Genomic DNA, 14,350 nt, shown 5'->3' on the forward strand with positions numbered 1-14,350 from the left:
CACCCACCGAGAAGCCGCTCAGCGGCTGCCGAGCTTTTCGATGATCAGCCGGTACAGCTGACGCGGCCGACCCGGCTGCGGAGTCCGGTTCGGCGGAAGCGGCCACGCGAGTCCCTCGTCAACCAGCGTGCGCAGCAACCGCCGAGCGGTGCGGGGTGTGACGCCGAGCATGCGCCCGGCCCCTTCCGCGTCGACCACCGTGTCCCCGCCCGACAGCTTGGCCGCCAGACGGGCCAGCACCTCGACCCCTTTGGGTTTCAGCGGGGTCGAGCCGGCCGGAGGCATCCGCGGCGGGGGGACGAGCGCCCGGCCTTCGCGGTCCACCGCGAAGCCCTGCGCCTGCTTGCCCGCCTGAGTGCGTGCCAGCGCGGCCCGTGCGTGGCTCTCCGCGTCGTGCGTGGTGCGACCCATGCCCACACCCACCTCGACCGCCAGACCGAGCTCATCGCGGATTCTGGCCGCGAACGGAAGCACGCGGAAACCGTCCGTGGCCACCGCCACCGAGCCCCTGGTCGCGGTGATCAGGTAGCTGTGGTCGTCGATGGGCCAGACCGTGGCGTTGATCCGGTTGGACTCCTGCACGAGCAGCCGGTGCAGCGAAAGCCGGAGCTCGTCGCGCCAATAGCGCGGCGCGGCCCGCCGTACGGGCTCGCGCAGGGTCGGCACCTCGACCAGCACCACCGTCAGTTGCGACTCCTCCAAGCGGTGATGGGCGCCCAGGAGGGCCGCGGTGTGCAGCGCGGTGCGCACCGCACCTGAGGTCGGGCGGATACGGATGACCGGAACCCCGGCCGTCTGTAGCCGCTCGGCCACCATCGGCAGGCATGTCAGTGCTCCTGACGTGCTGCCCTGGCGGTGCAGCCGTTCGTGATAGGCGGCGATGGTGCCTGTAGCTCCGGGGTCCTCCCGGGTGTGCACCTCCGCCGCGGATAATCCAAGGTCGGAATAGGCCTCCTCCACATCTGGGCGGGCGACCACGTCGACGCTGACGCGCCTCGGGTCGAACCGCTCGTCCATTGCCGCCTTCGCCAGCGTGGCCACCAGCGCGGCCCCGCCGAGTTGCACGAAGGTGGCGGGCATCGTCAGCACGCCCGAACGCCGAGCCAGGTCGTAGGGGACCGGGCTGGCGAACAGGCAGGCGTCCACACCTGGCCCGAGCCGTGTCACCTTGTCGGCTGCCTCCTGCTCATCGCGGTAGGCGGCCGCCACAAGGCGACACGGCAATGGAGCCGCGGCGTGGCCCATGAGCATGACTCTCTCCACGAGATCATGCGGCCCCACCACGCCGATCGTGAGATCCGGCGTCAGAGTGCCCGGGCGTGACACTCGGGGCGTTTCTTCGGCCCGTTCGACCAATGTTCGTCCCATCCTGCCGTCCGTATGCAGTGCTCTCTTTTGGAACGATCGCTCGTGACGGCCGTAATGTCACGCCCGGATTTCCGGAAAAAGATTCGGGGCAAGGGTGAATGTCAGACCAAATTGTTCATTCACGCAGCTCAGAGGGCATTGTGCACGTTCAGGCGACTGTGCCGGTTGAGGTCAAAATCTCTCTCGTGATGTCGGCGCCCAGAGCCCGCATCCGCTCGGCGAGATACGAGTGCCCCCGGTCGATGAGATAGCCGGAGGCGATCCGGGTCTCGCCCTCGGCCGCCAGACCCGCGAGCACCAGCGCGATACCCGAGCGCAGATCGTGCGCCGTCACGTCGGTGCCGCGCAGCGGCGTCATGCCCTTGACGACGGCACGGCTGCCGTCGACCTCGACGTCGGCGCCCATCTTGTTGAGCTCGGCCGCCAGAGCGAAACGGCCGTCGAAAATGCGCTCGTGGATATAGCTCGCGCCGTCGGCCAGGCACGCCACCGTCATGATCGGCGACTGCAGGTCCGTGGCGAACCCCGGGTAGGTGTCGGTGATGATGTTGATCGGGCGGAGCGGACGCTCCCTGCGGACATGCAGGACCGCGCCGTGCGTGGAGAACTCCACGCCCATCTGCTCAAGCTTCCACCGCACCACGCCCAGGTGCTCAAGCGAGGCGCCCACCAGGTTGACCTCGCCGCCCGTGATCGCCGCCGCCATCGCGAACACCCCGGCGTCGAGGCGGTCGGGCATGACGGTGTGTTCCACCGCCCGGAGCTCGCTCACGCCCTCCACCGTGATGAACCCCGTCCCGCCGCCGCTGATCCGCGCGCCCATGCGGGTCAGCATCTCGATCACGTCGAGCACCTCGGGCTCCAGCGCGGCGTTCTCGATCACCGTCGTGCCCTTGGCCAGCGCCGCGGCCATGATCAGATTCTCGGTGCCGGTGTGCGACGGCGTGTCCAGGTAGAGCTTCGCGCCGGTCAGGCCCGCGGCCTTGACGTGGATGACGGTCTCCTGCTCCTCGACCGTCGCCCCGAGCCGCTTGTAGCCCAGGTAGTGGAAATCGAGGTTCCTGCTGCCCAGGTTGCAGCCGCCGACCCCCTCCACCACGGCCTCCCCGAGGCGGTGCAGCAGCGCCGGCGTGAACAGGACCGAGCCGCGGAACCGCCGCGCGATGTCGGCGGGCAGCACCGGGCTGGTCAGCTCGGAAGCGTCGATCACCAGGGTGCGCTCGGCCTCGTGTAGTTCGCACTTCGCCCCGATGGTGTGGGCGAGTTCGACGGCGCGCCGTACGTCCTCGATGATCGGTACGTTGCGCAACACCGTGCGGCCCTTGGCCGCCAGCAGGGCCGCTCCGATCATCGGGAGCACGGCGTTCTTCGCGCCCTGGATGAAGGCGGTTCCACGCAGTGCGTTGCCACCGCGCACGCGGTAACTGACCATTTGCGTCAGGCTCCTTGGAAGTCGCGAGAGATGACAAAATTGGGCGGCAGCCGGGTTGTCGGGCCCCACAGTAGCCGCTAGAGGGTCTTGGCCCTGCCGTTTCCCCTTGGCCCGGCGACCTTCCCCTACGGCCCGGGTTCGTACGGCGAGACCTCGGGGCCGTCCCGCCCGCTGATCGATGTCTTCATCCCTCACCGACCCGCGCCCAGGATGAAAAACACTTCATTGAGTATTCTTCACCCGTCTGGGGTGACACATCAGGCATACCCGATTGTCCGGGTCCAGGATGACCCGAAGAACACTCACTGGCCCCCCGGACCCTGAAGAGGTGAGCCAGTTTTGGTGGATTTGTTCACTCCTATGCGGAATGCCAGGTTGGCTAACCTGACCCAATTTCGGGGTTCACTGCTCTAATTGTGCCAGCTCTCTTCAAGCCCCTTTGACAAGGGGCAGCCCCCGCAGTCGCTCCCCGACATGCCCCCGCACAAACGCAGGCACAGGACAGGAGTCCACCACCTCAGGCCAGCGATCCGCCAAGCACCCGACCACCTCGCGCACAACGCCCGCGATCTCCTCCGGATCGCCCCCCGCCTCCACCGCGAACCTCCGGAAATGATCAATGGTGACATAGCGCGGATCGGCCTCTCGCCCGGCGCGATCAAACCGTCGGGGATGCCGGTCGGCTTCTCTCCGGGGACGAGCCTGCGTTGAGGCACCTCGATCCCCGCGAGCGAGATCCACGCCATCATGGCGTGCTCGTTCTCCGGGAGGAGCGCGTGGCGCTCACTGGGGGAACTTCACAGTCCAGTCGAGCTCTCCGCGGACGTCGACGGTCGGTCTCACGCCGCTGAGCAACCGAGTCGCGCTCGTCAGGGGAGCAGCGCCGATCGAACTGATCACGGGGAGTGCCGACTCCTGGCGACTGAAGATCCCGTCGACGAAGCCGCGCCATGTCCAACGGCGGAGGAGCTCCGCCACGCGCCCCGTGGGGGCGCCGAACAGTGCGACGAACCTGGCCAAGGGCACCAGAACCCACTGGCCGGGCAGCACGCGATCATGAGGAATGTCCGCGTCGGAACGGAGGAAGTCGACAGCGATGCCGAGCGCGTGCTCGGTGCGGCGGAACGCCGCGTTCCATTCGTCGCCGGTCAACGTGTCCAGGGCGGCGTCGTACGGCCTGCCGAATCGGACCGCCGCCACCGAATGCTTGAGCACGTCAGCGGGGATCTCTCCGAACCCGAACGCATCGACATCTGATTCGAGCGCCGCGAGCCCTGTCCCGGCGCCGGCGCCGGGTGCGGCACCGCCCACATCGAGTCGTGTCGTGCGCCACCGATCCGGGTGCCCGCCGAAGGTCAGCCGGTCGAAGATCTGATGCGCTCGCCGTTCGTCGGGCCCCTCGATGACCGTCATCGGAATGGGAGCGGTGTGCAGTTCCGCGATCAGGGCGTTCACACGCATCAACTCCGCCTTGGTGAGCCAAAAGCGCGCCTCGGTCCACGACGACACACCCGCGGGATCCAGCGTGAGTGTGAGAGGTAGGCACTCATCGGGAACCTCTTCGCGTCGGCCGATCGAGACGAAGGTGTCCTCTTTGAGGTTGTAGAAGATACGAAACCGCGGGTCGACGGTCTCTTCGGAGGCGGACAGGGCGCCGACCAGGCTGATGACCCGCTGCCTGCCGTCGAGGACCCACAATGCATCAGGAGTTTCCGGAGCCTCTACGGCGAACGGCCCCAAGCGCACAGTCGCCGCAGGTGCGGGGCGCTTCCACACGACAAGTGCGCCGATGGGGTAGCCGCGGAGGAGGCTATCGAAAAGCCGCGCGACATCGTCGCGTTCCCAGCGATGAGAGTCCGCGAACGCGGGAAAGCGGAGCCGACCGGCTCATGCCAGCTCGACCAGTCCGACCGGAGTGATCTCTTCTGTCTTGGGCCGTTGAGCCATGTCAACCCCCTCTCGCGCTACCCAATGCTACGTCTGTGGATCTCTGCCCCAAGTCTGACCTGCCCGACCTGCCGTACGGCGTGGGCCCGGGAACGCGGCGAGCCGGGCCGCCTCGCGGCCCGGCTCGTCTTACGGGTGTCGTCAGATGGAGGTGTCGGAGGCCGCGGCGGCGATGTCGGTGCGGTGGTGGGAGCCGCGCAGGGAGATCCGCCCGAGGAGGGCGTAGGCGGCTTCGCGGGCGGCGGCGAGGTCGGGGCCGGTGCCGACGGCGTTGAGGACGCGGCCTCCGGCCGACACGACGCGGCCTTCGGCGTCGCGGGCGGTGCCCGCGTGCAGCACGTAGGCGTGCGGCACTTCGGCGGCGAGCCCGTCGATGGCGTCGCCCTTGACGGGGTCGCCGGGGTAGTTCTCGGCGGCGAGCACGACGGTGACGGCGGCGCCCTCGCGGTAGGCCAGCGGGCCGTGGGTGGAGAGGGCGCCGGTGGCGCAGGCGGTCAGGAGCCCGGCGAGGGGGGTGGCGAGGCGGTCGAGGACGACCTGGGTCTCGGGGTCGCCGAAGCGGGCGTTGAACTCGATGACCTTGGGCCCCTTGGAGGTGAGGGCGAGCCCGGCGTAGAGCACGCCCGTGTAGGGCGTGCCGCGGCGGGCGAGCTCGGCCATGGTGGGGAGGACGACCTCGGCCATGATCTGCTCGGTGAGGCCTTCGGGGGCCCAGGGGAGCGGCGTGTAGGCGCCCATGCCTCCGGTGTTCGGGCCGGCGTCGCCGTCGCGGGCGCGTTTGAAGTCCTGGGCGGGCTGGAGCGGGACGGCGGTCGTGCCGTCGCACAGGGCGAACAGCGACACTTCGGGCCCGTCGAGGAACTCCTCGACGACGACCCGCTCGCACCCTGCGGCGTGCTTCAGCGCCTCGTCGCGGTCGCGGGTCACGACGACGCCCTTGCCGGCGGCCAGCCCGTCGTCCTTCACGACGTACGGCGCGCCGAATTCGTCGAGGGCGGCGGCGACCTCGTCGGCCGTCGCGCAGGTGCGCGCTCGCGCGGTGGGGACGCCGGCGGCGACCATGATCTCCTTGGCGAACGCCTTGGAGCCTTCGATCATGGCGGCCCGGGCCGACGGGCCGAAGCAGGGGATGCCCGCCTGCCGTACGGCGTCGGCCACCCCGGCCACGAGCGGGGCTTCGGGGCCGACGACCACGAGGTCGGCCTGAAGCCGCCGCGCCAGGTCGGTGACCTGGTCGGGGTCGGTCGGGGTGAGGCCGTGGAGGGTCGCGATCTCGGCGATCCCGGCGTTGCCGGGGGCGCAGTGGAGGTCGGTGACCGCGGGGTCGAGGCTGAGGGATCGGCAGAGCGCGTGCTCGCGCCCGCCGGAACCAATCACAAGTACGCGCACGGGCTATAAGCCTAGCGGAGCATCGTTGTCCACAGGTTGTGGATAACCCGGTGTGCGGAGGCGGCGCATGACGGTGCGCCACGCCAGGCTTCCGGGTCAATGACGATCAGAGTTGCGTTAGGGGCTAGGATGAGCCCTGCCTTTTGCCTTGTGCTAGGTTTTGGCGGTCCCATGGCGTCTCGTGGTGATTGGAGGTGGTCCGGGATGAGCTCTGGTGATCCCAGCAGTACTCGATGGCGCACGTTCGTCGTGCGCGCCCTAGGCCACTCCACATCGGCGGCCCGGCCGTAGCCCACGTGCGTCTCCTTACGGACTGAGGTGACTTCTTCTTCTGGCGCGCGTGGTTTGACCAGGCTGGGCGGGAAGGCACTGCCATGCGTTCGTCTACGCTTTTCGCCCGTATGACTCGTCACCCTCGCACCACCACCTCCACACGCACTCCCAAGATTCCCGTGCAGTCCGTCAATGGCGCCGCTCCACCCAGCCGCTCGCTCGTCGAGTTCGCCGCCTACGTCGACGGCACCCGGGTGGAGGCCGAGAGCATCGTGGAGGCCCTCGCGCTCGTCCGCGACCACCACGAGATCCACGCCCCCGACGCGGGCGCGCGGGCCTTCGTGTGGGTCGGGCTGCACGAGCCGAAGGCCCACGAGGTCGAGTGGCTCGCCAAGGTCTTCGACCTGCATCCCCTCGCCGTCGAAGACGCCGTCAACGCCCACCAGCGGCCGAAGGTCGAGCGTTACGGCGACTCGCTGTTCGTCGTGTTGAAGACGCTCGCGTTCCTCGACAACGCCGACGAGGGCGCCTCCAGCGACATCATCGCGGCCGGCGAGATCATGGCGTTCGTCGGCCGCGACTTCGTGGTGACCGTACGGCACGGCGAGCAGTGCCCCCTCAGCGAGGTCCGCGCGCGGCTGGAGAGCAAGCCCGAGCTGCTCGGCAGGGGAGCGACCGGGGTGCTCTACGCGGTCGCCGACCACGTCGTGGACCGCTACCTCCATGTGGCCGACCTCATGCAGCAGGAGCTGGAGGAGGTCGAGGCGACCGTCTTCGCCTCGGTCAGCTCGCGCGACATCGGCCGGATCTACCAGCTCAAGCGTGAAATGATCGACATGAAGCGGGCGGTCACCCCGCTGGTGGCGCCGCTCGCCACGTTGGCGCAGCGGCGCCAGATCCCCTCGGACATGCGCGACTACTTCCGCGACGTGGTCGACCACCTGACGCGGGTCTGCGAGCAGGTCGAGCTCTCCAACGAGCTGTGCAACTCGGTCCTGCAGGCCGCGCTCGCCCGCTCCAACGCCCTGGTCAACGAGGACATGCGCCGCATCACCTCATGGGTCGCGATCATGGCGGTGCCCACCATGATCGCCGGGATCTACGGCATGAACTTCGACCACATGCCCCTGCTCAGGTCGCCCTACGGCTACCCGGTGGTGCTCGCCGTCATCGTCGTCGTCTGCGCGCTGCTCTATCGCGGGTTCCGCCGCAACGGGTGGCTCGGCGTCAAGCCCCCACGGGCTTGAGCAGGCTCACCTGCCGGGGCAGCGGCATGCCGCGCGAGGCCCACAGCTCCCGCATGCGGTCGGGGTAGTCCGTCACGACCGCGCTCACCCCGAGGTCGAGCAGCTCGCCGGCCCGCCCGGCGTTGTTGACCGTCCACGCCGCCACCGGAAGCCCCGCTCGCATGGCCGACGCCATGAAGACCTCGTCGATCAGCACGTGGTCGGGCGACAGGACCGTCGCCCCCACGGCCGCCGCGGCCGAGGGGATGTCGCAGCAGAAGTCGTCGAGGTCGAGCCCCGCGAGCCACGGGGATCCCATCGTCGCCTTCTCGATCAGCGCGAACCTGCCCGTCTCCGGGGACAGCTCCCGCGTGTGCCCGAGGATGCGCCAGTCGAAGCTGAGGATCGCCGCGTTGTCCAACCGGCCGTGGCGGGCCAGCTCGGCCACCACCATCTCCGTGAACTCGCGCGGGTCCGCCGACAGGTCCGGGCGGTCCGGGTTGGACTTCAGCTCGACGTGCAGCCGCACGTCGTCGGCGTCGTAGGCCGCCACCAGGCCCAGCACCATGCCGAGCGTCGGCATGCGCGTGTCGGGGACCGGCACCTGCGTCAGCGCGAACCGGTCGTTCGGATGCTTCGGCAGGCGCACCCCCACGTCGAGCGTGCGGAGCTGCGCCAGCGTCAGTTTCTTAATGGGTTTGCCCACGTAAGGGTAGAGCGGGTCGCCGGGGATGGCGGCGCCGGTGTCCGCGCTCGTCACCTTCGACACCGTCAGATCGTGCGTGAGCACGAGCTGGCGGTCCGCGCTCACCGCGACGTCGAACTCCAGCGCGTGGACCCCCACCTCCAGCGCGTGGCTCAGCCCGGGCAGCGTGTTCTCGGGGCGGAGCCCTCGCGCCCCGCGATGACCGTGGATCTCGACATGCACACTGGGACCCTACCGCCCCCCTGTACGTATCCCCGGCAAGCCCGCAGGTCAGGGCCAGCGATTCGCACCGCTTGTACGGCACCGCCCCATTGCGCGTACGGCCCCGGCCATGCGGGCCGGGGCCGTACGGACGGAAGCGGCGTCAGATCAGCGAGCGGATCTGCAGCGTCTGGGTGCGGCCGGGGCCGACGCCGATGGCGGAGATGGGCGCGCCGCTCATCTCCTCCAGGGCCCGCACATAAGCCTGGGCGTTGGGCGGCAGGTCCTCGAAGGTCTTGGCCTGCGTGATGTCCTCCTGCCAGCCCGGGAACTCCTCGTAGACGGGCTTGGCGTGGTGGAACTCGGTCTGCGTCATCGGGATCTCCTCGTGGCGGACCCCGTCGACGTCGTAGGCGACGCAGACGGGGATGCGCTCAAGCCCGGAGAGCACGTCGAGCTTGGTGAGGAAGAAGTCGGTGAGTCCGTTGATGCGCGTGGCGTAGCGTGCGATCACGGCGTCGAACCAGCCGCAGCGGCGGTTGCGGCCGGTGGTGGTGCCGTATTCGCCGCCGGTCTGGCGGAGCCATTCGCCCATGTCGTCGTCGAGCTCGGTGGGGAACGGCCCGGAGCCCACGCGCGTGGTGTACGCCTTGAGGATGCCGATGATCCTGGTGAGGCGGTTCGGCGGGATGCCCGCCCCGGCGCAGGCGCCGCCCGAGGTGGGGGAGGACGACGTGACGAACGGGTAGGTGCCGTGGTCGATGTCGAGCAGGGTGCCCTGCCCGCCCTCAAGCAGCACGACGCTGCCCTCGTCGAGGGCCTTGCTCAAGACCAGGGAGGTGTCGGCGATGTGCGGCTTCAGCCGTTCGGCGTAACCGAGGTATTCATCGAGGACCTTGTCGGCGTCGATGCCGCGCCGGTTGTAGACCTTGGTGAGCACCTGGTTCTTCTCGCCCAGGGCCATGTCGATCTTCTTTTCGAGGATGCCCGGGTCGAGCAGGTCCTGCACGCGCACACCCATGCGGGCGATCTTGTCGCCGTATGCCGGGCCGATACCCCGGCCGGTGGTGCCGATGCGGGCCTTGCCGAGGTAGCGCTCGGTCACCTTGTCGAGGGCCTTGTGGTGAGGCATGATCAAGTGCGCTCCGGCCGAGATGAGGAGCCGCTCGCAACTGATGCCGCGGTCACGCAGCCCGTCGATCTCGCTGAGCAGCACCCCCGGGTCGATGACCACGCCGTTGCCGATCACCGGCGTCACGTTGGGCGAGAGTACGCCGGTGGGCAGCAGATGCAGCGCGTACTTCTGGTCACCGATCACCACGGTGTGGCCCGCGTTGTTGCCGCCCTGGTAACGGACGACATAGTGGACATCGCCGCCGAGCAGGTCGGTGGCCTTGCCCTTGCCCTCATCGCCCCATTGGGCGCCCACGAGAACGACAGCCGGCATGGTTATGTCTCCCAGCACAAAACGAATCCCCCGCCGCAAGCGCGACAGGGGCTCTTGCGTTCAGAGACTACCCGACGCGCCCACGCGGAGGCATTATCGTGCCTCCTGACAGGTCGCATGCCGGGCGAAGCGCCTGAAGTCGCTGATCAGGCGGGGAACAGCTCGTCGTACGCGGTCGCGCTGGAGTCCTTGAGGAACTGCAGGCAGCGCTCGGCCTCCTCCTTCTCACCGATCGCCTGGGCGGCCCGCGCGAGGGCGGCGAGGCATCTGAGGAAGCCCCGGTTCGGCTCGTGCTCCCACGGGACCGGTCCGTGCCCCTTCCAGCCGGCGCGGCGCAGCTGATCCAGGCCGCGGTGGTAGCCCGTACGTGAGAAGGCGTAGGACGTCACCGCGTGCCCCGCCGTGAACGCCTCGTCGGCGAGTGCCGCCCACGCCGCCGGGTAGGTGGGGAAGCGGGCCGCGACATCCGAGACCTTCGCGCCCGAGGTGAGGGCGTTCTTGGCCTCGGGCAGGTCCGGCAGATAGGTCGGCGGCGGCCCGGCGAGTAGGTTCTGGGTTTCCATGGACATAAGTCTTACCTCTCCTCACCGGGCCGAGCACAGAGGGTATACAGGGACATTCTCGAATGGCCGTCCCGGGAGAGTCGCGGGACGGCCGCGAGTGGCTAGCGCAGCTTGGTGCCGGCGGACTTGAGGTGCTGGGCGGCCTCCACCACGCGGGCGGCCATGGACGCCTCGGCGGCCTTGCCGTACGAGCGCGGGTCGTAGACCTTCTTGTTGCCGACCTCGCCGTCCACCTTGAGAACGCCGTCATAGTTGGTGAACATGTGAGCGGCGATCGGGCGGGTGAAGGCGTACTGCGTGTCGGTGTCGATGTTCATCTTGACGACACCGTAGGAGATGGCCTCGTGGATCTCGTGCAGCTCCGAGCCGGAGCCGCCGTGGAAGACGAGGTCGAACGGCCTGTCCTTGCCGAACTTCGCGCCGACGGCCTCCTGGATCTCCTTCAGGACGGTCGGGCGCAGCTTGACGTGGCCCGGCTTGTAGACGCCGTGCACGTTGCCGAACGTCGCCGCGAGCATGTAGCGCCCGTGGTCGCCCACGCCGACGGCCTCAGCGGTCGCGATCGCGTCCTCGGCCGTGGTGTAGAGCTTCTCGTTCATCTCGCCGACGACGCCGTCCTCCTCGCCGCCGACGACGCCGATCTCCATCTCCATGATGATCTTCGCCGCCGCGCACTTTTCGAGGAGCTCGGCCGCGATCTGGAGGTTCTCCTCCAGCGGTACGGCGGAGCCGTCCCACATGTGGGACTGGAACAGCGGGTCCTGGCCCCTGGCCACCCGCTCCCGCGAGATCTCGATCAGCGGGCGCATGAAGCCGTCGAGCTTGTTCTTCGGGCAGTGGTCGGTGTGCAGAGCGATCGTGACCGGGTATTTCTCAGCCACGACCCGGGCGTATTCCGCCAGCGCCACAGAGCCGGTCACCATGTCCTTGACCGTGGTGCCGGAAAGAAACTCCGCACCGCCCGTCGAGACCTGGATGATTCCGTCGCTCTCAGCTTCGGCGAAACCGCGCAGGGCGGCATTCAACGTCTGTGACGACGTCACATTGATCGCCGGGTAGGCGAATCCGCCCGCCTTGGCCCGGTCGAGCATCTCCGCATAGACCTCTGGCGTCGCTATAGGCATCGTTATCTCCCTGGAGACGGCGGTATACGACTTACCGTTGGCCAGTATCCCGCGTCGGGGTGGCCGAGTGTGCAGGGGCATGCCGCCTACGGAGGTGTCCGCCCGTCTGTCGCTACCGGTGGTGTAGTGATTACGGAGAGTAAGATCCCGGAGGGTGGACACTCTCGGGAACCTTCTTGATCCGAAGTGGTGGCTGAGCCTTCTCGGGCCGTTCGCCACGGTCGGTGTGCTCGGCATCGTCTTCGCGGAAACCGGCTTGCTGATCGGGTTTTTCCTGCCTGGAGACTCCCTGCTGGTCGCCGCGGGGGTGTTCAGCACCGCGCAGGCCGCCAAGGCCATCCCCGGTCTCTCGCCGCTCTCCTTTCCCGTGCTGCTCGTGTTCACCCCGCTGTGCGCCATCGCGGGCGCGCAGCTCGGCCACCATCTGGGGGCGAAATACGGCCGAAGGCTCTTCGATCGGCCCGGATCACGCGTGTTCCGCCAGGAATACGTGGACAAGGCGGAGCACTATTTCGAGAAGTTCGGCCCGGCCAGGGCGGTCGTTCTTGCGAGGTTCATTCCGATTGTCCGCACCTTCCTCAACCCCGTCGCCGGCATGCTCGGCATGGACTCCAAACGCTTCTTCCTGTGGAACTGCGTGGGAGCCGTCGTCTGGACCGATGGGCTGCTGATATTCGGACGGTTCGTCGGCATGGCCGTGCCCGATATCGATAGATACATTCTTCCCGGCGCGGCGGTCGTCATCGCGCTGTCGCTCATTCCCATCGTCCGCGAGATCGTGAAAGCACGCCGCGACCGGCGCAGGGCTCGGCGCGAGCGCGGGGATCAGCGCCGAGCGCGCTCTAGGACGAACGCTCAGCCCTGAAGACCTGGCGTTCACCCGCGGTCGCGGCCGAACGCGGCACACCGTTCACCTCGACCCTGACGGCGCCCGCGTCGGCGAGCACCGCGGCCCCGCCGGCGAGCGCCTCCTGCCCGGGCCGCCCCTCCACGGGAGGCTTTTGGCCCGCCCCTCGCGGCCGGTTCGACCGCTCCGCCTACCATGATCCCGATTGGTGTCGTTGAGACCTGTCGTTGAGACGTGTCGTTGAGACTACGAGGGAGTCATGCTCGATGCCGAGTAGGCAGCAACTCCGGCAGCTTCTTGAACATAGGTTCACCCAGCGGGCCGTCGTCACGGTCATCGTCATCAACGCCGTCACCATCGGCTGCGAGACCAGCGCCTACCTGATGGAGCACGTCGGCACGCTGCTCCACGCCATCGACCGGATCGCACTGGCGATCTTCACCGTCGAGCTCGCCGTCCGCCTGTACGCCTACGGGCGCGCGTTCTGGTCCGACCCCTGGAACTGGTTCGACGCGATCATCGTGCTGGTCGCGCTGGTGCCCGCCTCGGGACCGACCTCGATACTGCGGTCGCTGCGCATCCTGCGAGCGCTGCGGCTGGTCTCCGCCGTGCCCAGCATGCGCCGCGTGGTCGGCGCGCTGCTGACCGCCATGCCGGGCATGGCGTCCATTATCGGTCTGCTGACACTTCTGATCTACATCGCCGCGGTGGTCGCCACCAAGCTGTTCGGCGAGATCGTTCCCGACCGTTTCGACGAGTTGCCCCGCTCGCTGTTCACGTTGTTCCAGATCATGACCGGCGACGACTGGGGGAGCGTCGCCCAAGAGGTCATGCGGCACAAGCCGTGGGCGTGGATCTTCTTCATCGCCTACATCCTGATGTCGACCTTCGTCGCCCTGAACCTGTTCATCGCGGTGGTGGTCAACGCGATGGACGACGCCGAGTCCTCCCCGGCCGAGGCGCGCGCCGAGGCCGACATCCACGAACTGAGGGAGGAGCTGGCGGCGGTCAACGCCAAGCTCGACAAGTTGCTGGCCCGGCAGGCGGGCGACACGGCCTCGGCCCAGACCGTGCCCCACGGCCCTGTTCCGCGCGGCCCAGTGCCGCACGGCCCTGTTCCGCACGGCCGTCAGGGCTCCACGCACTGAGCGCCAGGCCCGGTGAAGCCCACGGGTGAACCCCACCGGTGGGACGCACGGTCAGAGGCGGGCTAGAGGTCGGCTGGAGGGGGTCGGCTAGAGGCCGAGGTCGGCGAGGGTGAACGCCGTGCGGTACGGCAGGCCGGTGGAGGCCAGGCGCTCGCCCGCGCCGCGGTCGACGATCGTGGCGATGCCCACGACCACCGCGCCGGCCTCCTGGAGGGCTTCGACGGCGGTGAGGACCGAGCCGCCCGTGGTGGAGGTGTCCTCGACGGCGAGCACCCGGCGGCCCGCCACATCGGGCCCTTCGACCCGGCGCTGGAGGCCGTGGGCCTTCTCGCTCTTGCGGACGACGAAGGCGTCGAGCGACCGGCCTCGCGAGGCCGCCGCGTGCAGCATGGCCGTCGCCACGGGGTCGGCGCCGAGGGTGAGGCCGCCCACGGCGTCGTAGCCGAGGTCTTCGGTCAGGTCGAGCATCACCTGGCCGACGAGCGGGGCCGCGGTTCCGTCGAGAGTGACCCGGCGCAGGTCGACGTAGAAGTCGGCCTCCTTGCCCGAGGACAGCGTGACGCGGCCGTGCACGACGCCCTTGGACTTGATCTCGGCCAGCAGGTTCTCTCGATTGCTCATGAGCACAGCCTAGGGGGCCGCCGAGAGGCGTCGGCATGGGGCTGCAGGCAGGGTCGCG

At 68.7% G+C, this 14,350-nt stretch carries 12 protein-coding genes and 1 pseudogene; 3 read left to right on the forward strand and 10 right to left on the reverse strand.

The window, feature by feature from the left end; genetic code table 11:
• Nucleotides 1-18 precede the first annotated feature (18 nt).
• The 4 genes and pseudogenes from BLQ73_RS05000 to purD form a co-directional block, all read right to left on the reverse strand.
• Nucleotides 19-1,251: a GTP cyclohydrolase IIa gene (locus BLQ73_RS05000; RefSeq protein ID WP_093169237.1), complete on the reverse strand. Its 1,233-nt coding sequence runs from the start codon at nt 1,249-1,251 to the stop codon at nt 19-21.
• Between the two features lie 265 nt (nt 1,252-1,516).
• Nucleotides 1,517-2,800, reverse strand: a complete 1,284-nt coding sequence (murA, locus tag BLQ73_RS05005; protein ID WP_093168756.1) for a UDP-N-acetylglucosamine 1-carboxyvinyltransferase — start codon at nt 2,798-2,800, stop codon at nt 1,517-1,519.
• Between the two features lie 783 nt (nt 2,801-3,583).
• A pseudogene (locus BLQ73_RS05010) lies at nt 3,584-4,639 on the reverse strand (GmrSD restriction endonuclease domain-containing protein); the annotation flags it as partial.
• A gap of 249 nt (nt 4,640-4,888) precedes the next feature.
• Complete coding sequence (purD, locus tag BLQ73_RS05015) at nt 4,889-6,136, reverse strand: phosphoribosylamine--glycine ligase (protein WP_093168760.1); 1,248 nt, start codon at nt 6,134-6,136, stop codon at nt 4,889-4,891.
• A 401-nt stretch (nt 6,137-6,537) separates the two neighbouring features.
• Here purD and corA point away from each other — a divergent pair, with 401 nt between their 5' ends.
• A complete protein-coding gene (gene corA / locus BLQ73_RS05020; RefSeq protein ID WP_245690802.1) occupies nt 6,538-7,656 on the forward strand; it encodes a magnesium/cobalt transporter CorA in 1,119 nt (372 codons plus the stop codon).
• Here the strand turns inward: corA and BLQ73_RS05025 are convergent.
• The 4 genes from BLQ73_RS05025 to fbaA all read right to left on the reverse strand — a co-directional run bounded on the left by BLQ73_RS05025 (nt 7,637) and on the right by fbaA (nt 11,913).
• Nucleotides 7,637-8,563 (reverse strand): glycerophosphodiester phosphodiesterase family protein, encoded by a 927-nt coding sequence (locus BLQ73_RS05025; protein WP_093168764.1) that lies wholly within the window; start codon nt 8,561-8,563, stop codon nt 7,637-7,639. The genes corA and BLQ73_RS05025 overlap by 20 nt on opposite strands.
• Before the next feature lie 142 nt (nt 8,564-8,705).
• The gene (locus tag BLQ73_RS05030) at nt 8,706-9,989 is read right to left on the reverse strand and encodes an adenylosuccinate synthase (RefSeq protein WP_093168766.1); all 1,284 of its coding nucleotides are present in this window, start codon (nt 9,987-9,989) and stop codon (nt 8,706-8,708) included.
• A 146-nt stretch (nt 9,990-10,135) separates the two neighbouring features.
• A complete protein-coding gene (locus tag BLQ73_RS05035; RefSeq protein WP_093168768.1) occupies nt 10,136-10,558 on the reverse strand; it encodes a DUF3151 domain-containing protein in 423 nt (140 codons plus the stop codon).
• A gap of 95 nt (nt 10,559-10,653) precedes the next feature.
• A complete protein-coding gene (gene fbaA, locus BLQ73_RS05040) occupies nt 10,654-11,913 on the reverse strand; it encodes a class II fructose-bisphosphate aldolase (protein ID WP_338056592.1) in 1,260 nt (419 codons plus the stop codon).
• Between fbaA and BLQ73_RS05045 the strand changes: the two genes are divergently transcribed.
• Nucleotides 11,831-12,541, forward strand: a complete 711-nt coding sequence (locus BLQ73_RS05045) for a DedA family protein (protein ID WP_093168772.1) — start codon at nt 11,831-11,833, stop codon at nt 12,539-12,541. The genes fbaA and BLQ73_RS05045 overlap by 83 nt on opposite strands.
• On the opposite strand, the gene BLQ73_RS32095 is transcribed toward BLQ73_RS05045, so the two are convergent.
• On the reverse strand, nt 12,519-12,668 hold the full coding sequence (locus BLQ73_RS32095; protein ID WP_176955280.1) for a hypothetical protein: 150 nt from the start codon (nt 12,666-12,668) through the stop codon (nt 12,519-12,521). The genes BLQ73_RS05045 and BLQ73_RS32095 overlap by 23 nt on opposite strands.
• Before the next feature lie 121 nt (nt 12,669-12,789).
• On the opposite strand from BLQ73_RS32095, the gene BLQ73_RS05050 reads away from it, so the two are divergent.
• Nucleotides 12,790-13,671 carry an ion transporter gene (locus BLQ73_RS05050; protein ID WP_093168774.1) on the forward strand — a complete coding sequence of 294 codons (882 nt, stop codon included), beginning with the start codon at nt 12,790-12,792 and terminating at the stop codon, nt 13,669-13,671.
• An 87-nt stretch (nt 13,672-13,758) separates the two neighbouring features.
• On the opposite strand, the gene pyrE is transcribed toward BLQ73_RS05050, so the two are convergent.
• Nucleotides 13,759-14,292 carry an orotate phosphoribosyltransferase gene (gene pyrE / locus BLQ73_RS05055; RefSeq protein ID WP_093169239.1) on the reverse strand — a complete coding sequence of 178 codons (534 nt, stop codon included), beginning with the start codon at nt 14,290-14,292 and terminating at the stop codon, nt 13,759-13,761.
• Nucleotides 14,293-14,350: the final 58 nt, after the last annotated feature.

Source organism: Sinosporangium album (genome assembly GCF_900100605.1).
GTDB classification, from domain to species: domain Bacteria; phylum Actinomycetota; class Actinomycetes; order Streptosporangiales; family Streptosporangiaceae; genus Sinosporangium; species Sinosporangium album.

Excerpts from the sequence above, each read along its gene's own strand:
- murA (WP_093168756.1), bottom strand. The coding sequence starts at position 2,800 with ATGGTCAGTTACCGCGTGCGCGGTGGCAACGCACTGCGTGGAACCGCC.
- BLQ73_RS05030 (WP_093168766.1), bottom strand. The coding sequence starts at position 9,989 with ATGCCGGCTGTCGTTCTCGTGGGCGCCCAATGGGGCGATGAGGGCAAG.
- BLQ73_RS05035 (WP_093168768.1), bottom strand. The coding sequence starts at position 10,558 with ATGTCCATGGAAACCCAGAACCTACTCGCCGGGCCGCCGCCGACCTAT.
- pyrE (WP_093169239.1), bottom strand. The coding sequence starts at position 14,292 with ATGAGCAATCGAGAGAACCTGCTGGCCGAGATCAAGTCCAAGGGCGTC.
- BLQ73_RS05000 (WP_093169237.1), bottom strand. The coding sequence starts at position 1,251 with ATGCTCATGGGCCACGCCGCGGCTCCATTGCCGTGTCGCCTTGTGGCG.
- corA (WP_245690802.1), top strand. The coding sequence starts at position 6,538 with ATGACTCGTCACCCTCGCACCACCACCTCCACACGCACTCCCAAGATT.
- fbaA (WP_338056592.1), bottom strand. The coding sequence starts at position 11,913 with ATGCCGAGCACACCGACCGTGGCGAACGGCCCGAGAAGGCTCAGCCAC.
- BLQ73_RS05050 (WP_093168774.1), top strand. The coding sequence starts at position 12,790 with ATGCCGAGTAGGCAGCAACTCCGGCAGCTTCTTGAACATAGGTTCACC.